Annotated in this window: 17 protein-coding genes; 11 read left to right on the top strand and 6 right to left on the bottom strand. The window is 64.1% G+C overall.

The genetic code is table 11. The annotated features are described in order from the left end of the window. Positions 1-41: 41 nt before the first annotated feature. The 3 genes from LZC95_38425 to LZC95_38415 are packed head-to-tail and all read left to right on the top strand — an operon-like array spanning position 42 to position 4,627. Positions 42-2,693, top strand: a complete 2,652-nt coding sequence (locus LZC95_38425) for an SDR family NAD(P)-dependent oxidoreductase (GenBank protein WXA92320.1) — start codon at positions 42-44, stop codon at positions 2,691-2,693. A 43-nt stretch (positions 2,694-2,736) separates the two neighbouring features. Next, positions 2,737-3,912 (top strand): lipid-transfer protein, encoded by a 1,176-nt coding sequence (locus tag LZC95_38420; protein ID WXA92319.1) that lies wholly within the window; start codon positions 2,737-2,739, stop codon positions 3,910-3,912. A gap of 4 nt (positions 3,913-3,916) precedes the next feature. Further along, entirely contained in the window at positions 3,917-4,627 is a 711-nt protein-coding gene (locus tag LZC95_38415; protein WXA92318.1) for an enoyl-CoA hydratase/isomerase family protein, read from the top strand. 1,395 nt (positions 4,628-6,022) lie between these two features. Here LZC95_38415 and LZC95_38410 read toward each other — a convergent pair. From LZC95_38410 to LZC95_38395, 4 genes are read right to left on the bottom strand one after another with little or no spacing between them, the layout of a single operon-like run. Next, entirely contained in the window at positions 6,023-8,266 is a 2,244-nt protein-coding gene (locus LZC95_38410; GenBank protein WXA92317.1) for a heparinase II/III family protein, read from the bottom strand. Continuing rightward, complete coding sequence (locus LZC95_38405) at positions 8,263-9,669, bottom strand: O-antigen ligase family protein (GenBank protein WXA92316.1); 1,407 nt, start codon at positions 9,667-9,669, stop codon at positions 8,263-8,265. Before LZC95_38405 ends, LZC95_38410 begins: the two co-directional genes overlap by 4 nt. 12 nt (positions 9,670-9,681) lie before the next feature. After that, a complete protein-coding gene (locus LZC95_38400) occupies positions 9,682-10,776 on the bottom strand; it encodes a glycosyltransferase family 2 protein (protein WXA92315.1) in 1,095 nt (364 codons plus the stop codon). Between the two features lie 31 nt (positions 10,777-10,807). After that, positions 10,808-13,129, bottom strand: coding sequence for a hypothetical protein (locus tag LZC95_38395; protein WXA92314.1), 2,322 nt, complete (start codon positions 13,127-13,129; stop codon positions 10,808-10,810). Between the two features lie 52 nt (positions 13,130-13,181). Here LZC95_38395 and LZC95_38390 point away from each other — a divergent pair, with 52 nt between their 5' ends. From LZC95_38390 to LZC95_38360, 7 genes are all read left to right on the top strand, one after another. Further along, entirely contained in the window at positions 13,182-14,558 is a 1,377-nt protein-coding gene (locus LZC95_38390; GenBank protein WXA92313.1) for a glycosyltransferase, read from the top strand. A gap of 6 nt (positions 14,559-14,564) precedes the next feature. Continuing rightward, complete coding sequence (locus LZC95_38385) at positions 14,565-16,106, top strand: hypothetical protein (protein WXA92312.1); 1,542 nt, start codon at positions 14,565-14,567, stop codon at positions 16,104-16,106. A gap of 83 nt (positions 16,107-16,189) precedes the next feature. Further along, the gene (locus LZC95_38380; GenBank protein WXA92311.1) at positions 16,190-16,804 is read left to right on the top strand and encodes a polysaccharide biosynthesis/export family protein; all 615 of its coding nucleotides are present in this window, start codon (positions 16,190-16,192) and stop codon (positions 16,802-16,804) included. 71 nt (positions 16,805-16,875) lie between these two features. Then, complete coding sequence (locus tag LZC95_38375) at positions 16,876-18,246, top strand: TIGR03013 family PEP-CTERM/XrtA system glycosyltransferase (GenBank protein WXA92310.1); 1,371 nt, start codon at positions 16,876-16,878, stop codon at positions 18,244-18,246. 949 nt (positions 18,247-19,195) lie between these two features. Beyond that, positions 19,196-20,173, top strand: a complete 978-nt coding sequence (locus tag LZC95_38370; protein ID WXA92309.1) for a ketopantoate reductase family protein — start codon at positions 19,196-19,198, stop codon at positions 20,171-20,173. A gap of 46 nt (positions 20,174-20,219) precedes the next feature. Next, on the top strand, positions 20,220-21,104 hold the full coding sequence (locus tag LZC95_38365) for a LysR family transcriptional regulator (GenBank protein WXA92308.1): 885 nt from the start codon (positions 20,220-20,222) through the stop codon (positions 21,102-21,104). A 16-nt stretch (positions 21,105-21,120) separates the two neighbouring features. Next, positions 21,121-21,675, top strand: coding sequence for a GNAT family N-acetyltransferase (locus tag LZC95_38360; GenBank protein ID WXA92307.1), 555 nt, complete (start codon positions 21,121-21,123; stop codon positions 21,673-21,675). Positions 21,676-21,846: 171 nt separating this feature from the next. On the opposite strand, the gene LZC95_38355 is transcribed toward LZC95_38360, so the two are convergent. Continuing rightward, positions 21,847-22,440 carry a hypothetical protein gene (locus LZC95_38355; GenBank protein ID WXA92306.1) on the bottom strand — a complete coding sequence of 198 codons (594 nt, stop codon included), beginning with the start codon at positions 22,438-22,440 and terminating at the stop codon, positions 21,847-21,849. 139 nt (positions 22,441-22,579) lie between these two features. Here LZC95_38355 and LZC95_38350 point away from each other — a divergent pair, with 139 nt between their 5' ends. Further along, the gene (locus LZC95_38350) at positions 22,580-23,776 is read left to right on the top strand and encodes a hypothetical protein (GenBank protein ID WXA92305.1); all 1,197 of its coding nucleotides are present in this window, start codon (positions 22,580-22,582) and stop codon (positions 23,774-23,776) included. Here the strand turns inward: LZC95_38350 and LZC95_38345 are convergent. Next, on the bottom strand, positions 23,768-24,577 hold the full coding sequence (locus LZC95_38345; protein ID WXA92304.1) for a helix-turn-helix domain-containing protein: 810 nt from the start codon (positions 24,575-24,577) through the stop codon (positions 23,768-23,770). The two genes, LZC95_38350 and LZC95_38345, sit on opposite strands and share 9 nt — an antisense overlap. Positions 24,578-24,603 lie beyond the last annotated feature (26 nt).

The raw sequence follows: 24,603 nt of genomic DNA, 5'->3' as shown, positions 1-24,603 counted from the left end.
GTGTACGAAACATCCGCTTTCGAACATTTTTGAGGAGCGCCATGGCGAACGAGCTGAGGTTCGATGGAAAGGTCGTGATCATCACCGGGGCGGGCAACGGGCTCGGGCGTTCGCATGCCCTCCTGTTCGGCAGTCGCGGCGCAAAGGTCGTCGTCAACGACTTGGGTGGAGGCCACACGGGCGAAGGCAAGAGCTCCGCCGCGGCCGACAAAGTCGTGGAGGAGATCAAAGCGCTCGGCGGCGAAGCCGTTGCCAACTACGACTCGGTGGAGGACGGCGCGAAGATCGTGCAGACCGCGCTGGATCACTTCAAGCGCGTGGACATCGTGGTGAACAACGCCGGCATCCTGCGCGACGTCAGCTTCCCCAAGATGACCCAGGAGGATTGGGACCTCATCTATCGCGTGCACGTTCTCGGTGCCTTCCGGGTGACGCATGCCGCCTGGCCGTATCTGCGCGATCAGGGCTACGGCCGCGTGATCATGACGGCATCGGCCGCGGGCATTTATGGCAACTTCGGCCAGGCCAATTATTCGATGGCCAAGCTGGGGGTGGCCGGTTTCGCGAGCACGTTGGCCATCGAGGGCAAGAAGAAGAACGTGCACGTCAACACCATCGCGCCCATCGCCGGGTCGCGCATGACGGAGACGGTGCTTCCGCCCGAGTTGATCGCGTCGCTCAAGCCCGAGTACGTGACCCCGCTCGTGGCGTGGCTGTGCCACGAGGACTGTGAGGAGACCGGCGGCCTTTTCGAGGTGGGCGGTGGCTTCTTCGGAAAGCTGCGCTGGGAGCGCACCAAGGGCAAGACCTTCCGCGTCGGCCGCGTCATCACGCCGGAAACGGTGAAGTCGTCGTGGGGCCCGATTACCTCCTTCGAGGAGACGGAGCATCCGGCCACGGTCGTGCAGTCCATGGCGCCGATTCTGGCCAACGTGCAGGCGGGGCCGAGCCTGGGCGGCAATGAATTCGTCGATGTGGACTTGGCCTTGGGTTCCGAGCTGCCGACGATCGAGTCGTCGTACACGGAGCGGGACGTGGCGCTGTATGCGCTGGGCATCGGTGCGGCGAAGGATCCGTTGGACGCGAAGGATCTGCAGCTCGTCTACGAGCTTCACGGCGAAGGATTCCACACCTTTCCGACCTTCGGCGTGGCACCCGCGCTGGGGGCCGTGTTGCAGTTGATGAAGGAAGGAAAGCAGGCGCCGGGCCTGAATTACGGTTTCGACCGCGTGCTGCATGGCGAGCAGTACACCGAAATCAAGCGGCCGTTGCCCTCGAATGCCAAGTTGGTGCACAAGGCGCGCATCAAGGACATCTTCGACAAAGGGAAGTTTGCCCTCGTCGTGACCGAGATCAAAAGCTACGACGAAAGCGGCGAGGAGCTCATCGTCAACGAGATGACCACGTTCGTGCGGGGGGCCGGTGGCTTCGGCGGCAGCCGCGGGCCGGGCGGCGATCCCTACGTACCGCCGGAGCGCGCGCCCGATGCCGTGGTGACGGAGCCGATCCCCGAGAACCAGGCCTTGTTGTACCGGCTTTCGGGCGATTGGAATCCGCTGCATGCGGACCCGAATTTCGCGCAGGCGTTCGGCTTCCAAAAGCCGATTTTGCATGGCCTCTGCACCTTCGGGTACGTGGGGCGGCACGTGGTGCGGTCGTTCGCACCGAACGGCGATCCACGGTATTTCCGTAGCATCAAGGTGCGCTTCGCGGATTCGGTCTTTCCGGGCGAGACGCTGGTCACCGAGATGTGGAAGCAGGAGCTCTCGGAGGACGACAAGGCCAAAGGAATTGGCGCGCGCATCATCTTCCAGGCCAAGGTGAAGGAGCGCGAGAAGGTGGTCATCAGCCGCGCGGCCATCGAGTTGTACGAGAAGATCCCGCAGCCGAAGCCGGCGGCGGCTGCTGCGAAGAAAGAGGCTCCGAAGGGCGAGGCGGCACCTGCCGGCGTACAACCGACGAGTGCGGACGTGTTCCAGGCGATTGGGAAATACCTGGAGGCCAATGCCCAATTGGCGTCGAAAATTCAGACCGTGTTCCGCTTCGTGCTCACGGATCCCGCGAGTGCGTGGACCATCGATTTGAAGAATGGGTCGGGGACCGTGTCGGCGGATGCGTCGTCGGCGGCGGATACGACGCTCGAGTTGAAGGACTCGGACTTCATGGATATGTGCACCGGCAAGGCCGATGCGCAGAAGTTGTACTTCGGTGGGAAGCTGAAGATTTCCGGCAATGTGATGGCTTCGCAGAAGCTGGAATTCTTGAAGAAGCTGGATCCCAACTTGGTGCTGGAGGTGGTGAAGGCTCGGGCGGGTGGAGCTTCGGCGGCCGCCGCATCGCAACCCTCCGCCGCGCAACCCGCACCCCCAAAGGCGTCGGAGGCCGCCGCCATCTTTGGGAAATTGAAGGAGCTGGTGGCGAAGGACAAGCGGCTCGTCGACGAGGTCGGGGCGGTGCTGCAGTTCCGCATTCAGGATCCGGATGCGGCATGGGTGGTCGACTTGAAAGGCGGCGCGGTCAAGGAAGGAACGGATGCCGCGGCCACCACGGTACTGACCTTGAAGGATGCGGATTTGGTGGCCTTGGTGAAGGGCACGGAGCAGCCGCAATCGCTTTATCAAAAGGGTGCGTTGCGCGTGGATGGCGACGTGCGGGCGGCGCAGCGGATTGGGTTCTTGAGGCAGTTGACGTGACAGACGTGACAGACGTGACAGGCGTGACGGAAGGAAAAGAACAATGAGCAAGCGCGTGAATGTCATCGGCGTGGGGATGGTCAAGTTCGCCAAGCCGGGCGCCAGCGAGGATTACAACGTCATGGCCTCCAAGGCGGCGCGCGCTGCCCTCGAGGACGCCAAGGTCAAATACGAGGACATCGAGCAGGCCTTTGCCGGCTACGTGTACGGCGACAGCACCTGCGGACAGCGGGCCATTTACGAAGTTGGCCTGACCGGAATTCCGGTTTTCAACGTGAACAACAATTGCTCCACCGGCTCGACGGCGCTCATGTTGGGCCGTCAGGCCATCGACGCGGGCGCGCATTGCGTGCTCGTGGTCGGGTTCGAGCAAATGGAGAAGGGCGCCCTCGGGTCGAAGTTCACCGATCGGGTCAATCCGCTGGAGCAACACGCGGGCGTGATGTCGCGCGTCCAAGGCGTGAACCAAGCGCCGTTTGCCGCGCAGATGTTCGGCGGCGCGGGGCGCGAATACCGGTGGAAGTACGGGACGAAGAAGGAGACGTTCGGCAAGGTCAGCGAAAAGGCGCGCAAGCACGCGAGCAAGAATCCGTATGCCCTCTTCAACGAGGTGCTTTCGCTGGAAGAGATCATGGCCTCGCAAGAGGTCTTCGATCCGCTGACCCGCTTCCAATGTTGCCCGCCCACGTGTGGTGCGGCGGCGGCCGTTCTGTGCTCCGATGAGTTCGCGAAGAAGAACGGGATCGCCAAGCCGGTGTACATCGCGGCGCAGGCGATGACCACGGATTATGCCTCGAGCTTCGGCGACAGCATGATCAAGATGGTCGGCTACGACATGGCGGTGAAGTGCGCCGAGAAGGTGTACGAGCAAGCCGGCCTGGGCCCCAAGGACGTGGACGTGGTGGAGCTGCACGACTGCTTCACGGCCAACGAGGTGCTCACGTACGAAGCACTCGGCCTCTGCAAGGAGGGGGAGGCGGAGAAGTTCATCTGGGAAGGGCAGAACACGTACGGCGGAAAATACGTGACGAATCCGTCGGGCGGGCTCCTCTCCAAGGGTCATCCGCTCGGCGCCACCGGACTTGCACAGTGCACGGAATTGGTGTGGCAGCTTCGCGGGCAAGCCGATCAGCGCCAGGTGCCCGACGCCAAGGTCGCGCTTCAGCACAATCTAGGATTGGGCGGCGCTTGCGTCATTACGATGTATCGACGAGATTAGTGGCATGATCTTCGAGATTAAGCTCGCACACCCCGCGAAAAACGCGCTCGACTCGACGCTGATGGCGTACATGCTCGAGCAACTGCGGGAGGCTGCCGGTCGCCCGGTCCTCATCTCGGGCAGCGACAACGCCTTCAGTGCCGGGCTCAATCTGAAGACGGTGAGCCGGTTCGATGGACCTGCCATGCGCATGTTCCTCGACCGGCTCGAGCATTTCATGGCGGCCGTGTACCTCTATCCGGGCCCCACCGCCGCTGCCATCAATGGTCACGCCATCGCGGGCGGCTGCGTGCTGGCGTTGTGTTGCGATTACCGGGTGGCTCTGGCAGACCCGAAGGTCAAAATCGGTCTGAACGAGGTGGCGCTGGGGGTTCGCTTTCCGCCGCGCATCCACACCATCGTGAGCCGCCGCGTTCCACCACAGCACCACGAGCGCGTCATCCTCGGCGCCGAGTTGTTCGATCCCGTCACCGCGTTCGAGCTGGGCTTGGTCGACGCGGTGTCGGAAGACCCTGTGCAGAATGCACGCGATCGACTGACGACGTGGGGCGCCCTTCCTCAAGATGCGTATTCGGCGACGAAACGCGATTTGCGCGGCCGCGGCGAAACCGATTTGTGCCCCGAGGCCGAACACAAAAAGCGCCTCGACGAAGCCGTCGACGCCTGGATCACGGACGACGTAAAAAACCGCATGCTCGCGGCGCTGCGGCGGTGACCCAGGGAAGCGGCGCAGAAGAAGGTGAGCGCCAGGGTCGCCAGGGCGCCAGGATCGCCAGCGGGGCCAACGGAAAACCGAAATACGGCAGATTTTTTGGTTTAAGAACAAATATTTCTATTTAGAATAATCTGCCCTTCATTGAAAAATTCAATCCAATGCCGTTTCCGCTGGCGATCCTGGCGGCCTTGGCGTCTTGGCGGTTCCTTCTTCATTTGAGCGCGCAGCCTGCGATGGATAGGACGAGGAGTCCCGCGTCGGACGCTTTCGGGCCGCTGCCGGGCGTGACGCGGACTTTGAGGGAAGCGGCGCAGAAGAAGGTGAGCGCCAGGGTCGCCAGGGCGCCAGGATCGCCAGCGGGGCCAACGGAAAACCGAAATACGGCAGATTTTTTGGTTTAAGAACAAATATTTCTATTTAGAATAATCTGCCGTTCATTCAAAAATTCAATCCAATGCCGTTTCCGCTGGCGATCCTGGCGGCCTTGGCGTCTTGGCGGTTCCTTCTTCATTTGAGCGCGCAGCCTGCGATGGATAGGACGAGGAGTCCCGCGTCCGACGCTTTCGGGCCGCTGCCGGGCGTGACGCGGACTTTGAGGGAAGCGGCGCAGAAGAAGGTGAGCGCCAGGGCCGCCAGGGCGCCAGGATCGCCAGCGGGGCCAACGGAAAACCGAAATACGGCAGATTTTTTGGTTTAAGAACAAATATTTCTATTTAGAATAATCTGCCGTTCATTCAAAAAATCAATCCAATGCCGTTTCCGCTGGCGATCCTGGCGGCCTTGGCGTCTTGGCGGTTCCTTCTTCATTTGAGCGCGCAGCCTGCGATGGATAGGACGAGGAGTCCCGCGTCGGACGCTTTCGGGCCGCTGCCGGGCGTGACGCGGACTTCGAGGGAAGCGGCGCAGAAGAAGGTGAGCGCCAGGGTCGCCAGGGCGCCAGGATCGCCAGCGGGGCCAACGGAAAACCGAAATACGGCAGATTTTTTGGTTTAAGAACAAATATTTCTATTTAGAATAATCTGCCGTTCATTCAAAAATTCAATCCAATGCCGTTTCCGCTGGCGATCCTGGCGGCCTTGGCGTCTTGGCAGTTCCTTCTTCATTTGAGCGCGCAGCCTGCGATGGATAGGACGAGGAGTCCCGCGTCGGACGCTTTCGGGCCGCTGCCGGGCGTGACGCGGACTTTGAGGGAAGCGGCGCAGAAGAAGGTGAGCGCCAGGGTCGCCAGGGCGCCAGGATCGCCAGCGGGGCCAACGGAAAACCGAAATACGGCAGATTTTTTGGTTTAAGAACAAATATTTCTATTTAGAATAATCTGCCCTTCATTGAAAAATTCAATCCAATGCCGTTTCCGCTGGCGATCCTGGCGGCCTTGGCGTCTTGGCGGTTCCTTCTTCATTTGAGCGCGCAGCCCGCGATGGATAGGACGAGGAGTCCCGCGTCGGACGCTTTCGGGCCGCTGCCGGGCGTGACGCGGACTTTGCAGCCGCCATCGGCGCGCGCAGCGGAGACGGCATATGTTGCGCTTGGAGCGAGGCCGCTTACGATGTGGCGGGGGGCGTCTTCGGGGGCGGTGTAGTCGAAGCCAGTGGGGGCCTTTTGTGCGGCGGTGCGTAGGAAGACGTAGGCTTCGCCGTCGAGGGAGGCGCCTTCCACGGCGTCGCCGCGCACGGTGCCCAATGGGGCGCGGGGGGCGTCGGCGGAGGAGGCGGTGATGACGTGAAGGAAACGGCGGTCCGTTGCGCCGGTGGGCGAGGGGATTTCCAGGCGCGTGGCGCGGAGGCCCTTTGCGGGGGCGTCGTTGGTCCAGAAGCTGTCGCTCTTTTCCGGGGTCGGCTCGCGCACGAGTCGCGCTTTGGCATCGGCCGGTGCCACCGTGTAGATTTGCGCCGCGGAGCTGCCCACCGTAAAGCGCGTGGCAACGGCGTCGCCGCACGTGTGCGCGATCCAGGTGACCGCGAAGGCTGGCTTCGCGACCGCGATGCGATCGTAAATGACGAGGCGCGACGAGGCCGCGTTCCCCGCCACCGGCGTGCGCGAAAATAGGATTTCCCGCTCGGCATGGACCACGGAACGCCGGCCGTCGTCCCTTTGGCGGGGTGGCTCGTAGGCCGAGGTGAAGTCTCCGAGCGCGTGCACGTAGGTTCCATCGTCGGAGAAGCGCGTGATCGTCGCGCGGGATACTGGCACCTGGTTCGGTGCGTAGACCAGCACCTCCTTGCCATCGTCGACCAAAATGGAATTGTGGCTCGTGGTGGACCCCGAGCCATACGCGCCCGGATCGGAGATGAGTGCATCCTCGCCGCGCACCAGCTCGAAGTGCCCCTGATCGAGGTGCTGATGGTCCGACAGATGCGGCCCGCTCTGAAAGGCGAGCCACACGGCGTCGGGCGACCACGCCGTGCGGGCGAACAGCGTGCCCGTGCCCGCAGCGAGGTAGCTCTTCGACCCGCGGCGCGGATCGTCTTCCGCGCGCGGCGGCGCCGACGCATCGTCTGCGAGCGCGTTGACCCAGCCGAACGGATCGTCGCGCTTGCGCGTCGTCTTCGCCGCGAGCGCGCGCGCTTGCTGCGCGAGTGGGTCCGCATCGAAGGCCAGGGCCACGGCGTCGAGCTCCGCGCCATTGGCCACGGCCGGCTTCTCGCTCCAATCCCCATTGTCGTAAAGATGGATACCGTCCGGCAACAGTGCGTGCGTTCGATACCCGAGGATCTGCCGGATCCATGGCAATTCCACGTGCTCCGTCGCCGCGTAGAGCGCCATGGTCACGGCAGGGCCTGCACCGTATTGCCAACTCTCGGGCCATTGCCCGCCATCCAACTTGGCATACGCAGGACCGATATCCCGCAGGAACATCCGCTGCGCCTGCGCCCGAAACTTGGTGGCCCGCGGATCGTCGCCCTCGGCGGCGACGCCCGTCATGGCGACCGCACCGAAATAGCCTGCATAGTAATTGGCAATCGGCTTGTCGCGCATGTACCCCTCGCGGCCGTACCAATCGATCCACGAGGCCAATCGATCCATCACGTGCTGGCGCAACTCCGTCGTCATGCCCGGCGCATCGTGCAGCCAATCGTAGGCCACGGCGCCCAGAAAACCGCGCGTGCGGATCGCATATCCATTGTCGTGACGAATGACGGTATCGCCGCCTTCCCCGTCACCCACTTTGGCTTTGTCATCCACCAGCGCGCGCAAATACATGACCGCCGTGCGTGCCGCCGCCTCGTCCCCTTCGACGTAATGGACGAGCGCACACGCAAGGGTGGCGTTGGTCCAATCCCAACCTTCGTACCCGCTGGGGATCTTCTTCGCCGTCGCCTCCTCGCACAAATGGGCCATGCGCGCCCACGACGGTGCGCGCTGTGCCGCGTGGCGCTTCATTCGTGCGCGTCGCGCGGGGGTGAGCGCAATGCGCGGATGCTCGGGCAGCTTCGCCAGCGCGGGGAGCGGCACCGGCGGAGCCGACGATTCGCCGCCGGCCGTTGCGTCGTCCTCGGAGCCTTGCGACACAGTGCCGCTTGGCGCGGGCTTGATGCTCTCACCGCGCACGCACCCTCGCACCACGCGCTTGCAGGCACCGACCGGCCCGATGGAAAGACCGAGGCACACCGCGCCGACCACGAATCGCGCACCCGTCATGGGGCTCCTTTGATACGGGTGTAGACGAAGAGAAACGCGAGCATCAACAGATTGACCACGAAGATCGCGAGGTATTCCTTCCAGCGCAGCTTGATCTGGAATGACTGACTCGTCTGTTTCACCGCCCCGTACAGCGCGCCCGCGAGGCCGAGATAAATGAACAGCATCGCGTGGTAACAGAACGACAAAAAGGTGATTCCAATGAGAATCCCCGAGAACGCCACGAACAGCGAAAACGCGAACGGACGCAGCCGCTGGTCCACGTCCTCCGCCGGGTGAAAGGCGACCACGTAAGGGATCTTCATCGATACATAAATGAGGAGGCTAAAAAGGAAGAGTCCGGGAAGACCCAACTCTGCCGCCGCCAGCAAATAGGAATTGTGCGCGGTGATGAAATAATGCTCCGCGAATTGCCCTTGCCCCACGCCGAATACCGGGGAGGCGCGGAACATGTCCACACCCTCGTAAAGCGCGCCGAGGCGTTCCAACGACGATGACTCGGCCTCTTCGCCGCCGCGCCCGCCGAGCATCACCAATGGCAGTGCCATGGTCGCGCCGGCGAAGGCACCTTTGAAACCGTATCGCCGCACGAAATAGACACCGAGCACGGCGGCCAACACGAGAACGCCACCGCGCGATTGCGTCTGAATGACACAATACGAAGCCATCGCGAGCGCGCCGCCGAAGAAGATGTGCCTCAATTTGGATTGCGCCGCGCTGTACAGGGCGAAGCAGAACGCGAACGCGGCGCCGATGGCCAGCGCCAGCTCGTTGGGATCCGCCAGAACGCCGCGCCAGCGAACGCGCCCGTGGCCGATGGTGAAGGTCTGAAAGGGGCCCGGCTTCTCGCAGAGAAACTCGGATCCCGGCGCCATTTCCATGGCGTCCCGTCGCGCATCCTCGTCGCACTCGCGCGGGCTGAGCACGCACGTGCGCCCGGTGGCCGTGCCGGTGCTCTTGTCGCCGGCGGCGAGGTCCTCGCCCGAAATGATGATGCACTCGAACTCGCCCCGCGATTGGGCAAAGCCGAAGGCGGCGAGTGCGATGGATATCGCGACCAAGGTCGAGGCGATGACCGCGAAACGCGCGTAACTGCGTGCGGCATAGGCGATGACCAACATGAACACGGTGGAGAACACGACCGTGTTGACCGTGTGATCGATCTCGCTGCGTCCCGCTTTGATCAAGGTGCATGCGAAGCACCAGGCGGCGAAGGCGCCGAGGTACGGAAGCTGCGGGGTCCACGCGGAACGGGTTCGTCCGGTGGCGAATTCGATGATGATGCCCAATACAGCGAGGCCCGTCACGAGGTTGAGAAAGCCGATCCCTTGCAGCAGCGGAATGACTTCCTGCGGCCGCAAAAAAACGGTCGTGACGAGGAGGATGGCTCCGAGGAGTCCCAATCGCGTTCGGGGCTAGCGCGCCGCCATCCCCGCTCCGTTCAGGTTGATCGAGGTGGAAGGTTCGTCGCTGCTGTCGGATGGAGAGAGGGGCTCATCGAGGTATTCGATGGGACCCCAATCGGGTCTGAAGGCATATTGCACGAGCCCCACGGCGAAGCCAGCTCCGTGCGAGGCGTGAAGAACGGGGAAGATGCTCCAGACGACGGGAATGGCGGCCGCGCCGAGCTTCCTTCCGACCCGCACCGCTTCGGCCAAGGTGCCCAGGGCGTAGCCGCCGAAAGCAAACGGTGTGAACGGCTGCAGGTGCGATGTCAAAAGCAGCCCCACGCCACCGGTCAGCGCCAGGAACGGAAGCGCCGGCCGCAAGGTGAGGAATCGGCCGTGCTTCCAAAGCGTGCGCGCGCGCCCTTTTCCATATTTGAAATACTGCCGCGCCAGCGCTCCCAGCGATTCGCGTGGGTAATAGTGCACGACGATGCGACGGCTCAAATAGACTTCTCCGCCCGCCGCATGGATGCGCTGATTGATCTCCGCATCCTCGTTGGTGATGGCCCTTCGATCGAAGAGCCCTGCCTGCGCGAACACGCGGCGCGGAAAGGCGCCGGGAAAAACCGTATCCACGAAGCCCTCGGCATCGACCTGGCGGTATTTGGAATTGCCGATGGCGAGCGGACTCTCCAAGGCTGCGGCAAGGGCGCGCTGGAAAAACGTGCGCGCGCGCGGACGTGCGGCGCCGCCGACGTTGCTGGCGCCCGTCTCCGCGAGCACCAGCACGCACTGGCGGACGAAGTCCTGGTTGTACTCTGCATGCACATCCGCGCGGACGATGATGTCGCCCTTGGAGGCGCGGATGCCTTCGTTGAGGCCGGCGGCTTGAATGCGCTCCGGGTTGTCGATGACGCGCACCCGCGCATCGTCCTCCATGATGCGCGCGAGGATCTCACGCGTTGCATCGGAGCTCATGCCATCGACCACGAGGATCTCGAGCCGGTCCTTGGGGTAGTCCTGCGCGAGGAGCGAACGGATGCACGCTTCGATGTACGACTCCTCGTTGAGGCACGGCACGACGAGGCTCACGAAGCTGGGGAGGGAGGCGTCCTGGTCCATGGGGAAAACCGACCACGTTAGATGTCGCGGTCTACGGTACCGGTTCGATCTTTCCGTCCTCGGACACGCGGAACGCGAGGATGCCCTGCGCGCTTGCCTGCAGTTTGGTGCCGTTTTCTCCACCGGGCACCGCACGCACGGTTCTGCCTTGCGCGACGAGCGCGTAGCTCGCGTTGGGTGGCACATCCGCGATGACATGCAGCGCGGCCGTGGGCACGGCATAGGTGAACGCGCCCTCGATGCGGTTCGCGTCGTCGGGGGCGGCCACGTAGACGTACGCCGTGTCCTTTCGGCGAAGCAGCGTGCCGCGTGCTTTGCCCTCGGTGAAATGGAGGAGCGACGCCGCCGCGACGTCTTGCGGTGAGGCCGATGCATCGAACACGGTGCACCATCGTTGGGTGCGCGCCTTCGGACCGCGGATTTCGGCGCGCCACACTTTGTGCACGCCGAACACGTCCGTCGTCGTCGTTTTGGCGCCGCGCGGAAGCAGCGGAATGAGCGCGCCGCCGTAATCGTCCGCATCGCCTGCGTCGACACGCGCATGGTGCGTCACGTGCGGGCGCTGCGAAAGATGAAACGCGAGCCACTGGTCCGCGCGCGCGTTCGCCGCCTCGGTGCGATCGTCGATGACGAAGAGCGAAGGCCGAAAGAAGGCAATCTGGCGCGTCCACGCGGCCACGGTGCCCGGGCGGTACGTCTCCTCGAGGCGGTCGCCACGGACCACGACGAAGGGCTCGCGGTCCTCGAAGACGCCGACGGACGTCTTGGCCGACACATTGGCAATTTGCCCGGGCTTGGGGCCATCCGGCGTCTTCGCGTAGAACACGTTGAAGAGCGCGCGCTCGGCCTTGTCGCCGAACAGCGCCGCATACACCTGATTCTCCACGCGCGCGCCGTCTTTGGCGCCCTTCACGAGGCGCGTCGGCGCATAGGCGAGCAGCGGCCGATCGCCCCGCACCACGGACAGCGAACCTTGATCGAAGAGCATCTCGCCCGAGTCGGGGTTGTTCACGTACGGCCCCGCGCTGAACGAAGCCCACACGGCGTCCTTGCGCCAGGACGAGCGCATGGCCACAGTTTGCATGCCCTTGGCGAGGTACGCGCGCGGCTGGTCGTCGAACGACGCGTCGGCGCCTTGCTCGTCCCAAAGCAACATGCCCACCAGCGGCTCCAGGAACGTGGGCGATCCGCCCGCGGCCTCCTTCACCTCGCGCGCAAAGCGGTGGAAGGCGGGGGCGATGGGATCCTTCCACATCGAGGCAAAGCCCCACGCACCGTACGCGAGCGCTGGGTCGAAGGCCGACGGTGTGTCGCTCGCGTGGATCGTTCCGCGGTCGTCGAGGGTTCGACGGTTGGGCCACGAGAAATGAAGCAGGTACTTGGCCTGATCCACCGGGTACGAAAAGCCGGCGCCCACGAGATCGACGTCCTTCGCGGTTCGTGCCGCCCAGGCGGGCAGGCTCATGTTCAAGCTGGCCAGCGTTCCATAGCCCCAGCCTTCGGGCCATCCACCGCCGGCGAGGTGCGCGGCATAGAAGGGGGCCACGGTTTTCTGGTGCACGCGCTCGAAGAAGTCGCGCCAGCGCGCGTTGTCCTCGCCGCTCTCGCTACCAAGCGCGGAGAGCGCTTTGGTGACGTAATACCCGGCGAAGTAGTTTCCCTGCGGATGATCGCGCCCGAAGCCGCGCTTCTCGTACACGTCGATCCAGCGTTGGACGGCGTCGTCGACGCGGCGCCGTTGTTCGGGGCTCATCACCGCGTGGAGCCAGTCGTGCGCAATGGCCATGCCGGCGCCGTAAAAGCGGATGCCATAGACCGAGTCGCGCTCCATCGGCACGGCGTGGGGGCCGTCCTTCTCGCTCATCTTGTCGAGGATCTCGAGCGCCTTGCGCGCGTACACCGTCGCGCGGTTCGCATCGAGTGTGCGCGTGATCTGATGGCATAGCGACAACTCGAGCAGCGGGCCGAAGTAGCCTTGGCCCTGGTAGCCCTCGCCGATGTTTCCTTTGGAGGGGTAGTCCGCGCCGTCGGGGTAGGCGACCTGCGCGTCCGCGTAGTCGTCACATCGCGCTCGAAGCGCCACCCAGCTCGGTGCATTGCCGCGGGCCCGCTCGCGCAGTGCGGTGAGCACGTCGGCACTGAGAAAAAGGCGCGGGCGGTCCTTCGCCGCGTCGCCCGGCGGGGGAGCCCAGTTTGGAGCGGAGGCGTTGGCCGCGGGCATCGGCGGCGCAGGTGAAGCGGGCGGTCCCGCCGGCGGCGAGCCCCAATCCTGCGCGGCGCAGGCCGCGAGCGATGCGGCTCCAAGCAGCCAGGTAAGCCATGCAACCGTGAGACATCGCCGCGGTTCGGCCATGAACGACAATGATGCTACGAGGGCGACGGCGGATGCATCGCATGGTAGGAAAATGGATGTGCCGCATTCGGACGAACGAACGACGACCGCGGCGAGTCCCGCGTCGGTAACCGCGCCGGCGGATTGGCTGCGCGCATTGATTGTAGCTTACAGCTTTCCTCCGGTGGGGGGGGCCGGCGTGCAGCGCATGCTCAAGCTGGCCAAGTACCTGCCCGAGCACCACGTGGTTCCCACCGTGCTGACGGTGGCGAATCCCTCGGTGCCACTCACCGATGCATCGCTCTTGCACGATCTGCCGCCGGGCATTCAAGTGCTGCGCGCCCGCACCCTGGAACCGGGGTATGCCCTCAAGCGCGCGGCGTGGAACGAGACGGCGCACCATCGCAAGATCCGCCTGGGCGCCCTCGCCAAGGAGCTGCTCGTGCCCGATGCGCAGATCCTCTGGCAGCCCGGGGCGCAGGCGGCCATGCTGAAGAAGCTTTATTTCTCGGGGCCGCCGCCGCAGGTGGTGCTCATCAGCGCGCCTCCGTTCTCGCAGTTTCTGCTGGCGCCGATCGTGCGGCTGCTGCGGCGGAAGGTCGCCGTGATTCTCGACTACCGCGACGAGTGGAGCACGTACCGCACCGCGTACGAGATGATGGGCGGTCGCATCGGCTCCAAGATTGGCGATCCGCTCGAGTCGGCGCTGCTGCGCACCGCCCACGCGGTCATCACGGCGACGGAGGAGTTCCGCGACAACCTGCTCTCGCACTTTCGCTTTCTCGACCCTGCGCGCGTGCACGCCATCCCGAACGGCTACGACGCGGACGATTTCCCCACGGATCTTCCGTCGCCGCCGCGCGACCGTTTCGTCATCGGCTACGCGGGCACCGTGTTCAAGCTGACCAGCGTGCGCGGCTTCCTCGGGGCGGTGCGCCTGCTTCACGAGCGCGCACCCGAGCTTGCGCGGCATCTTCACGTGCGCTTCATCGGACGCATCGTCGACACGGAGCTCGATGCCTTCGAGGGGATGGAGGCACTCGGCGTGGAGCGGGTCGGTTACCTCGAGCATGCGCAGTCGCTCATCGAGCTGTCGCGGAGCCATCTCGTTTTGTGCACCCTCGACGAGGTGCCCGGCGTCGAGCGCATCTACCCGGCGAAAATTTTCGAGCTGATGTACCTCGGCCGCCCATGCCTCACGTTGTCGCCACCGGGCGCGCTCACGCGGCTGGTGTCGCGCCATCGCTTGGGGGACGTGCTCCCACCGCGCGACGAAGCGCGCATTGCGGCCTACCTCGAGGCGCGGCTGCGCGCGTTTCGCGAAGGCAATGGCCACGCGCGCGCGGCCGAGGCATCGTTCGCCCCGCGCGGCATCGAGCGCTATGCGCGGCGTGCGCTCGCCGGTGAGTTCGCTGCGGTGATGCGCGAAGCCTCCCGGCTTGCAGACTGAAGAGGCGTGCGGTACGAGCGAACGGTGCCGCGCACGCACGAGCACCGCATCGCGAGTGGGACCTTCGTCGCCGGGATCATCCTGGGCTGCGTGGCCGTGTCCTTTTTCGTCATGCGCGCGAAGACCGGCGGCTCGTTCGTCTATCCGCTCGACGATAGCTACATCCATCTCGCGCTGGCCAAGAACCTCGCCGATCAGGGCATTTACGGCATCACCTCGCACGAGTTCACGCCCGCGTCGTCCTCCATCGTGTGGCCGCTGCTTCTCGCCGCGCTGCGCCCGTTCTACAAGGGCGAGCTCGGGCCGCTCGCACTGAATGCGGTGTTCGCCGCGCTTCTCGCGACGGTGGTGGACCGCGGCCTTCGCCGCGATGGCTACGGTGCGACCGGCCGGGTTCTCCTAGGCAGCGCGATCCTTCTGGCGACGCCCATCGTGTCGAACGTTCTCATCGGCATGGAGCACACGCTCCACATGCTCGCGACCTTGCTGCTGGTGCACGCGGCGGTGGACGCGCTCGCGGCGCCGAAAGCGGCGGGGGCGCGAAGCCTTGCGGCGATTTCCCTCTTCGCGATGATCGCCACGTCGGCGCGCTACGAGACGCTGTTCGCGGTGGCCATCCTGGGGCTGCTTGCGTTGATCCGTCGACGGCTCGCGATGGCCGTCGCCCTGGGCATCGGCGCTGGGTTGCCCGTGGTGGGCTTCGCCCTGTTCTCCATGGCCCATGACGCGGCGCCCTTTCCGTATCCCGTGCTGATCAAGCGGCAGCACTTCGGCGCGGCCTCGTCGTTCGCCGAGCTGGTCATGCCCTACGTCCGCGAACCGCATTTGTTGGCGCTCCTCGTGCTGCTGGCCCTGGCGGTGGCGCGCGCGCCATCCTCGTGGGAGCGTCGCAGGCTGATGCTCGTCGTCGCCGCGGTGACGATGGTTCTGCATACGAGCTTCGCCAAGGTTGGCTGGCTCTTTCGCTACGAGTCGTACGTCGTTTTGCTCAGCCTCGTGGCGCTCGCGGGGCCGATGTTGGCGGCGTGGGAACGGCTTCGTACGTACGCACTGGCATTTGCGCTTTTGCTGCTGCCGCTGACGACGCGCGGAGCGCATTCGCTCATCAAGACGCCGAAGGCCAGCTACAACATTTACGAACAGCAGATGCAGATGGCCCGTTTCGTGGCGCGGTACTATCCGGATCAGCCGATCGCCATTCAGGACGTCGGTGCCATTTCCTATTTCAGCGATCCGGAGATCGTCGACCTCATCGGCCTGGGTAGCCCCGCCGTCGCGCGTCTCAAGTTGGCCGCCGCCTTTCACGGCGATGCCGTGGATGGCGTCGTGCAGGGCCGCAAGATCGCCATCGTTTACGACAAGTTGGCTCGCCCCTCGTGGCGGAAGGTCGGAAGCTGGCGCATCGCCGACAATGTCGTGTGCGAAGAGCCAAGCGTCTCGTTCTATGCCATCGATCACGGAGAAGGTGCACGCCTGGTTGCCTCGCTGAGGGAATTCGCCCCGTCGCTTCCCGCCACGGTCGAGCAGTCGGGCGAATATTTGCGTTGAGCTAGAGAATTGTCGCGCCCGCGAGCGGGATCACGGAAGCGGCGGCACCACCTTCTGCATCGAAGGGGTGACAGGTCCGCCCTATGCGCCCCCTCCCCCCTTCGCCCTCGCGGCCATTCGCCTGCGCGTTGTTCGGTCTCGCCCTCGGTTCTGCCGCTGCAGTATCGGCGTGCGGTCCGTCCCCAACGTACAACTGGCCGGCGGAAAGCGCGCTCGGCTACAAGGTTGGGCCGGGCGACATACTCAAGATCAACGTGTGGAAACACGATGAACTGAGTCAACAAGTCACGGTGCGTCCCGATGGGGCATTTTCGCTACCCCTGCTCGGCGACGTTCCCGGGAACGGCCGCACGGTCACCGAGATCACCGCCGATATCCAGGCGAAACTAAAACAGTTCTTCCAGGAGCAACCCCCGGCCAACGTGCAAGTGTCCGAGGTGCACTCCTATCGAATTTACGTCGTTGGCGAAGTTCAGCGCGGTGGAGAATTCACCCCCAGCGGCGAGGTCACGGTCTTGCACGGTCTGGCGCTGGCCGGTGGCTTCACCCGTTTTGCCAACCCAGCGCGCATCGTCATCGTCCGGCGTGACGCGCGCGGTGAAAGGCGGATCCCCTTCGATTTCGATGCCGTCGTCGAGAAAGGCGAGCTTCAGCAGAACCTGGCACTGCAATCGGGCGACACCGTCATAGTGCCCTAAATCGATAAAATCCCTGGCGTTTAGTTGCAAAGGAGTATCGCTGCAGCCGGGGCAGCGAATCGAACGGAGCGATGGTCGAGCTATTACGTTCACCAAGGCGCCTCCTTCTCTTCGCGTTCGAAGGAGTTCTCGTGGCGATTGTCCTGATCGTCGCGGCGTGCGTCCGTCTAGGCTTACACGACGGGCTCACCTATCCTCATATCGCGAAGAAAGCCCTTCTGGTCGGCTTGGTCGTCCAGGGCGCCGCTTATTACGCAGGCCTTTACGAGTTGCATTCGGTCCAGACAGCCCGCGCGCTGTTCAGCGGCATGCTCAAAGCCTTGGCGCTGGCGAGCGTCATCCTTTGGGGCCTCTTCTATGCGGTGCGGCCGCTGGAAATCGGGCGCGGCATCTTCCTCCCCGCCATTGCCATTACGGCCTTGGTCGTGCCGACCTGGCGTCTGCTGTACAACCGCATCTCGTCCAATGCGGGCTTTTTGCGGCGCACGCTGTTACTGGGTAATGGCGACTTGGCGCGCGAAATTGCCACACTCATTCGCGAGGCACCGGATTGTGGCCTCGAGCTGGTGGGCTTGCTCTCGCGCGACCGCATCTCCATGACGCACGGGCAAGAGGGCGTCATCGGCACCTACGCCGAGCTGCGCGACATCGTCGAGCGGCAGGAAATCAAGTTCGTCATCGTGGCGTATCCCGACCGTCGCGGCACGCTGCCCGTCGAGCAATTGCTCGAGGTGAAGTTCCGCGGCGTCGAGGTCGAGGAGGGCGTCAGCTTCTACGAGCGCATGGCGGGCAAGATCTTCGTCCGCGAACTCAAGCCGAGCCAGCTGATCTTCGCGGAGGGCTTTACCTCGCGACCGACGACGCGCCGCTTGAAGCGCATCTTCGACGTGATCGTCGCGGGCATCGGTCTCGCCATGGCGGCACCGTTGATGCTGCTGACGGCGCTGGCCATCAAGCTCGATTCACCGGGCCCGATTCTGTATACGCAGACGCGGGCAGGGGAGTTCGGTCGGCTGTTCACGATTCTGAAATTCCGTTCGATGCGCACCGACGCCGAGAAAAACGGCGCCCAATTCGCCAAAGAGAACGACGACCGTGTGACCCTGGTGGGGAAATTCATTCGCAAAACGCGTTTGGACGAACTGCCGCAATTGTGGAATGTGCTCCGCGGCGACATGAGCATGGTCGGCCCACGCCCCGAGCGGCCGGTGTTCATCGAGCAACTGGACCAACAGGTCCCGTTCTTCAAGCAGCGCCTCTACGTGAAACCGGGCGTCACCGGCCACGCGCAAGTGCGCTGCAAGTACGGGGCGACCGCCGACGATATGATCGAGAAGCTGCAGTACGATTTGTATTACATCAAGAGCTACTCGCTGCTGTTCGATCTATCGATCATGCTGGACACGATCAAGGTCGTCCTATTGCGGATTGGGGCCCGGTAGCCGTTCCAAACGGAACAACGCCTTCTCCCAATAGACCGAAACTGAAGACCGTATACACGGCGACGGGCCGGCCGTTCCGAATCACGGGTTGGAACCGATAGGACTCCTCAATCGTCGAGATGGCGTTCGACACGGCTTCGTCGCATCCGATGGGTTCCACCGGCGGAAACAAGTCGCAGTGCGAGACACCGCCATCGACGCCTACGACGCACGCGATTTGAACCATGGCCGTTGTTCTCGGGGGCACGCACATTTCTCCCTCTCGATGAAATGTCGGTGGCGTTCCGGCAATTTGCACCAATTCTTCATCTGGTTCCAAGTTTCGTACATCGTTCATCTGCGACCGACTTCGCAGCGGTCGCTTTGACCGCTGCAAGAGCGCGCCGCGAACGTTCGGGCCCCGAATGTTGAGGCTGTACGCATAGGGCATTTCCACGGGTTGGCCGTTGATGAGCGCGGGCCGGTAGCGATACATGTCTTCGAAGGTCTCGATCAGATCGAGGAACGACCCTCTGCACTGACCGACGACATATCGAGCTTGGCACTTGGACAGGGCACCATCGACGCCGAGTTTGCACCTAATCTGCACGAGTGCCGTGGTATTGGGTACTGGGAGACAGCGAAGGGCCTGCAGCGCTGCGAGTTCATTGCTCGCAATGAGCATGGGCGGCACCATCCCCGTCGGGCGGTAGTCACTCCCGTAGTCGGCAGGTGTCCAAGTCCGCGGGGCCGGTGTACTCGAGCAACCGAGGACGGTGGATAGCATTGCGAACGTCGAAACGACTGGCCCGGTGAGGTGTCTCATAGGATCGATGTCCCTCTATCGGCCGCAGCACGGTGCATGTTGCGTAAAATCGTGTGCGCTGCTCCTTCGAGCTGCATTCTTGCAGCATCATTGGCGACGCTGTCTCGTAGACAGCTCGGGCCAAAGAGATGATCCCTATCGTGCATGCGTTTGCTCATCGTCGGTGTGGGCGCCCTTGGGGGCGTCATCGGTGCACGGCTGCTTGCGCGCGGAGTTTCGGTTGCTCTTGCAACGCGTGACGCGTCCTCTGCGGCGGGGTTGAAAGCTGCGGGGTTGCACGTGACCGGTGTCGGAGGGGAGGTTGCGGCGCGTGGAGTCGATGTTCGTGCCCTCGGTGATTGGCCACAGAGCGCCTTCGACCTCGTCGTGCTGGCGACGAAGGCGGATGACGCGCTTTCGATCGCACCGCGGTGTGTCGAGCTGCTCGCGCCCGGTGGCACTCTGTTGCCGATTCAGAATGGTGCGGTGGCGCAGGTGCTTGCTCGGCAGCATTCCCGTGTCGTGCTGGGTGGGCTCTCGAACCTGGGGGCGACGATGATGGCGCCAGGGCGCTACGAGCAGCGAAACGCGGGCCATATCCTCATGGGTGAACTTGCGGGCGGCATGACCGAGCGCGCTACCCAGATTGCGAGCTTTCTCAATCTGGGCATCGAGACTCGCACCACGGCGAACATGAATGGCGCGATCTGGTCCAAGCTTCTCCTCAATTGCACCGTCACGACCCTGGGCGCCGTCGCAGGAACGACGATGCGCGGGTACATCACGCATCCGGAGGGCCGCGCCTTGTTCGATCGAACCTACGACGAGACGCTCTCCGTCGCGTTCGCGAGCGGTGTGCGCCCGGAGCGAATGCTCGTCGACCCCATCCCGCCGCTGGACCGCGACGCGTGGATCGATCGAATCCTCGCCGCCTACGGAGATCTCCGACCCTCGATGCATCAGGATTTCGAGCGAGGACGACCCACGGAGATCGAGTTCATCAATGGGTACGTGGCGAAGCTTGGACTCGAACTCGGTGTCCTGGCTCCGCTCAACGCGGCGATTGCGGATACGGTGCGGGCCATCTCGAGAGGTGAGAGCAAGCCGAGCTTGGAGAATCTCGCGCGCATTCTCCGTGGCTAAAAAGGAGACCAACGCATCGGTTCGCGCGCCGGTACTGTGGTGCGCCATGGAAGGCTCGCCCCGCACGCTCGATTGGAACGATGTACGGTACTTCCTCGCGGTCGCGCGGACGCGACGGCTTGCCAAAGCGGCCAAGGTGCTCGGCGTCGATCAGACCACGGTGGGACGGCGGATCGCTGCGCTGGAGGAGCGCTTTCGAGTCGCGCTCTTCCTGCGCACGCCCGCGGGGTGGGAGCTGACATCGGCCGGGGAGCGCGTTCTCCAATCGGCGCAGCGCATGGCCGAGGCTGCGGAGGAACTTTCGGCGCAAGCCATCGCCGAGGACGGCCGCATCGAGGGACTGGTGCGCATCGCGACGAGTGACACCATCGCGGAGTACTCGGTCGTTCCCGCGATTCGGGCCGTGCAAGCTCGTTACCCTGCGATCCGCGTCGTCGTGAACACCGGCTTTGCCCGGGTCGACTTGCTGCGCGGCGAGGCCGATCTCGCGATCCGCCTGGTGCGCCCCACGGACCCGCGCCTCGCGTGTCGGAAGCTTGCGGAGCGTTCCTTTCGCCTCTACGCGTCGCGCGAGTACGTCCGGCAGCGTGGAACGCCCGATTCGCTGCTTGGGCAACCGATTGTGACCTACGATGAAGCGATACGGCTCGGCGGGCAGCCTTTCCAGTTGCTTCAGACCGAGGGCCTCCACGTCGCCTTCCAGGCGAACAGTGCGCGCGTGATGATGGCCGCTGCGATCGCGGGAATCGGTATCACCCAGCTGCCCGATTACGTCGGAGATGCGATGCCCCAGCTCGTGCACGTGCTTCCGAGTTTCGACAAGCCATACCGCATTTGGCTCGTGGTCCCACAAGCGAAGCGCCGCGTTGCAGCGATCCGTGCGGTAAGCGACGCCATCCGCGAAGTCTTTTCCGCGGCGCCATCGACGTGAAGGCCATCGTGCAAATGTGCACGAGCTCCGGCGCGCGCGTGCATCGCCCGCAACGCGTGAGCTTCCCATGGTCTCGGGTATGTCCTGCCCGACCATCGAAGTTTGGTATCGCCCCACGGACGCGCACGCCATCGACGTGGCGCCGGGGTTCACGTCGATCGCCAAAACGGAACGTCTCATGGCGACGATCGAACATTGCCTTGCCATTGGCTCGGTGGTGGTCGCCGCGCTGGAAGATCGAACATTGGTGGGCTATGCCACGCTGGTGCCGTCGGCGGCCGCGGTGGAAGACCGGTGGCGTGACGTGCCCGATCTCTGGGAGCTCGGTGCGATCGAGGTGGCCGAGGATGCACGTCGCCAGCACGTCGGAACCATGTTGGTGGACGCCCTGCAGCGGGCGCTGCCCTTGCCATCGCTCGTGGTTTTCGCGCGCGGCATCGTGGATCATTGGGCCTACGAGCGAGGCGGCGTGACGCCGACGCGTTACCGCGGTCTTTTGCTCTCGCTGTTGGGCCGCGCGGGATTCTCCCTCCGGCTGACCGCCGATCCCGAGGTGGGCGACACCCGCTGAACTTTTTGGCGGCGCGCTTCGGTGAGCGCGTCCCACCCGCTACGCTCGTTTCGTATCTCCAACGCGAAGGCGCGGAGCCATAGATTGGCATTCGCGCGCCGCTAAACGTCTCATCGTTAACCGGCCATTGTTTCCGCGGGCGACCCGGCTTGTCCAGTGTTCGTCGGAGAATCAGCGCTTCTTCAGGCTGTCGACGAGTTTGTCGAAGTCGGCGCGGGCGGCTTGGACGCTCTTTTCGGGGCCGATCATTTTGAAGAAGGTGCTGTCTTGGCCGTCGGCGGCAATGGCGCCGAGCAAGGCAAAGTGCTCCTTTGGACCGGCCGGCGCGGGCATTCCGGGCATCGTCATGCCGCCTCCGTAGGTGCCTTTGATCTCCACGACGCTCACGTTGATGCCGCCCACCGTGCGCTCTTTCTTGTCGACGGAGGCTCCCGGCGAAAATTGCCCCACCCATCGTTCGATGTTGGCCGCGCTGGAGCCGCCGGCCACTGTGACGCTGAGCTCTGGGGCCTCCGCGTCGCCCGCCGCTTTGGGAATGCGATACGTGGCTTTGCGCATGGCGCTGGCGCTGGGCACCTTTTCCCAAGATGCCGGTGCATCCCAGACGATCTCGTTGCCCGTCGTCGGCGCGGCAGTGGCCGTGGCGGAGAGTGCGGCCGGTGCCTGCCGGGCCGGCGGGGCGGGCGTACTCTGTTCGGGCTCTTGGGTGCGCGAACAAGCCGATAGCAGGACAACCAGGAGAAGACCCGACGTGCGAGCATGCATGACGCCGACCTGAGTACCACAGGTGCGCGGCGCACTCGACGGCAACCGCGGCCTGTTCCGTGCGGTTCTTGAATGCCTTGCGAGCGCATCGTTCGAATCAGTGGTGTGAACATCGGACACGGGTGAAACTGCGGATGAAATGAGTGCCAGCCGGCGTTTTCTCGACGTGCAATCCAGCTTTTTCTCGAAGTTTCCCTGCATTGCCGCGTTGGCGGCGGCTGTCGCGCTCGGCGCCTGCGGGCGTGAGGCGACGCCTTCTCTTTCGGCCGCAGGCTCTGCACCTGCAGCGGACGCGTCCACGCCCGATGCGGACTCGCCCGAGCGCGATATCGCCAACGATGCGGGTGCGCTGCCCCTCGCCGACGCGGGGACGACGGCACACCTCGATGCTGCCTGTTCGTCGAAGTCGTGCACCGTTCGCGTTTCGCGCGATGGGCGCATCGTCGCGACCACCGACGGCAAGCTCGCCGTCTTCGTGGAGCCGGACACGCATACGCAGTCCGAGCTCACCGCCAAGGATGGCGAAAGCTTCGTCACCGTTTCCGCAACGCACCGCATGGCGCTGGTGCGCAAAGGAAATGCATTTTCGCTGCGCGGTGCCGACGGCAAGGAGAATGCTGCCCTTTCGCGCAAACTGGCGGGCGCCTCGAAGGTCATTCTCTCGGAGGACGGCGAGCGCGCGGTGGTCTTCGCGAAGGGTGGCGCCGCGGCTGCCGACGAATCGTGCCCCAAACGATGGATCGATCTCGCGACCAGCCAGGCGCACGGCATCGTCATTCCCAGCGTCGCCGCCGGGGGATCCTCGGAGACCTGCAAATGGGTGCGCCGCCGCGGGGTACAAATCTTTCAAAGCCGTATTGGAATGGCCTTTGCCGATTATACGACCGCGCGCGCCAATATCTCCGAACGGAAGGGACTCTACATTCTCGACAACTTCGGATTCGTCGTCGACAATGTGCGCGACGTCGGCGTTTTGCTCGGTGCGGATATCGACGATGGCGCACATGCCATTGCCGTTGCGCGCATTCCTGCGGTGCCCGAGAAGATCGGCCGCGCACCCATCATCGAAATGGCGCCCGTCGACACGAAAAAGCACGCCACGAAGCGATGGCCCATCGAAGGGCACTTCGTTGCGCTTTGGCTGAGTCCCGACGGTTCGCGCCTGTTGCTCCGTACCAAGCAAAACGATGCAACGTCGCTCAGCGTTTGGGACACGCAAGAGGGGCGCAAGTTGGGTGTGCTCGATTTCGATTGGGACGGTTTCGAGTTCACGCCCGACGGCAAGCGCCTCGTGGTGGCTTCCAAAGGCGAGTTTCGCTTCGTCGATTTACCCTGACGATGAGGCCCGCGCCGCAGCCTCTTTGCAGCGGCGCGCATAAATGGATGGCGTAAAACCAATTTGCGCACGGAAGTCACGAATCAAGTGCGCTTGATCGTGGTAGCCGAGCTCCTGCGCCACCGCGGCCCAATCGACGTGCCCGCCGCGGGCTACGCGATCGGCGGCTTCTTGGACGCGCGATCGTCGCACGATCCATTTGGGACCTACGCCCACGTACCGCTCGAAAAGACGATGCAATGAGCGCACGGAGACGCCCGCGATCTGCGCCAGATCCTCGGCGCGCGCAATTTGCCGGTCCTCCTGGGCTCGTGCGACGAGGCCATTCACCAGCTCCGCGGTCGCGTCGTGGATCGGTTCGAAACTGCGCAAAAACGATTCCACGATGGGTTTCACCGTTGCGGGCTCCGCGTTCTCGGGAATGGGCGCGGCGCGGCCGGTCGCGTGCTCCAGCGAAACGACGCGATCGACGAGCGCGCGCATGGGCACCTTGGCCAATGCGAAGAACCCCGCCGGTTTGAACTTGGTTCCGTGCACCTGCCCGCGCCCGGAGAGATGCGCCACGAAGCGCCGCGTCCCGGGACCGTGAACCTCGAAGTCCACGGTGGTGAAGGAGATGTGCACGCAGGGGTAGGGCAGGGTCTCCTGCTCGTACGGCGGCTGGCCCTCGAGATCCCACCGTACGCTCCAATAGCGATCCACGAAGGGGGCGAGATCCTCGGGTGGCGACTCCCGCGAAAGGGCGAAACGGGTGAAGCCCTCGGCAGGGTTCAAGATTCCGCGCGTGCCGTCGAGCCCCATGGCAACCGCATTTTCGGCGTGGCTGG

The organism is Sorangiineae bacterium MSr12523 (genome assembly GCA_037157775.1).
Classification (GTDB): domain Bacteria; phylum Myxococcota_A; class Polyangia; order Polyangiales; family Polyangiaceae; genus Pendulispora; species Pendulispora brunnea.
Note: the sequence above shows the minus strand (reverse complement) of the source record. Positions and strands in the feature narration are given on the sequence as shown.

Coding starts and splice junctions, on each gene's coding strand:
- LZC95_38420 (WXA92319.1), top strand. CDS start 2,737: ATGAGCAAGCGCGTGAATGTCATCGGCGTGGGGATGGTCAAGTTCGCC.
- LZC95_38345 (WXA92304.1), bottom strand. CDS start 24,577: ATGGGGCTCGACGGCACGCGCGGAATCTTGAACCCTGCCGAGGGCTTC.
- LZC95_38390 (WXA92313.1), top strand. CDS start 13,182: ATGGATGTGCCGCATTCGGACGAACGAACGACGACCGCGGCGAGTCCC.
- LZC95_38400 (WXA92315.1), bottom strand. CDS start 10,776: ATGGACCAGGACGCCTCCCTCCCCAGCTTCGTGAGCCTCGTCGTGCCG.
- LZC95_38355 (WXA92306.1), bottom strand. CDS start 22,440: ATGCATGCTCGCACGTCGGGTCTTCTCCTGGTTGTCCTGCTATCGGCT.
- LZC95_38425 (WXA92320.1), top strand. CDS start 42: ATGGCGAACGAGCTGAGGTTCGATGGAAAGGTCGTGATCATCACCGGG.
- LZC95_38350 (WXA92305.1), top strand. CDS start 22,580: ATGAGTGCCAGCCGGCGTTTTCTCGACGTGCAATCCAGCTTTTTCTCG.
- LZC95_38375 (WXA92310.1), top strand. CDS start 16,876: ATGGTCGAGCTATTACGTTCACCAAGGCGCCTCCTTCTCTTCGCGTTC.
- LZC95_38380 (WXA92311.1), top strand. CDS start 16,190: ATGCGCCCCCTCCCCCCTTCGCCCTCGCGGCCATTCGCCTGCGCGTTG.
- LZC95_38395 (WXA92314.1), bottom strand. CDS start 13,129: ATGGCCGAACCGCGGCGATGTCTCACGGTTGCATGGCTTACCTGGCTG.
- LZC95_38410 (WXA92317.1), bottom strand. CDS start 8,266: ATGACGGGTGCGCGATTCGTGGTCGGCGCGGTGTGCCTCGGTCTTTCC.
- LZC95_38370 (WXA92309.1), top strand. CDS start 19,196: ATGCGTTTGCTCATCGTCGGTGTGGGCGCCCTTGGGGGCGTCATCGGT.
- LZC95_38415 (WXA92318.1), top strand. CDS start 3,917: ATGATCTTCGAGATTAAGCTCGCACACCCCGCGAAAAACGCGCTCGAC.
- LZC95_38365 (WXA92308.1), top strand. CDS start 20,220: ATGGAAGGCTCGCCCCGCACGCTCGATTGGAACGATGTACGGTACTTC.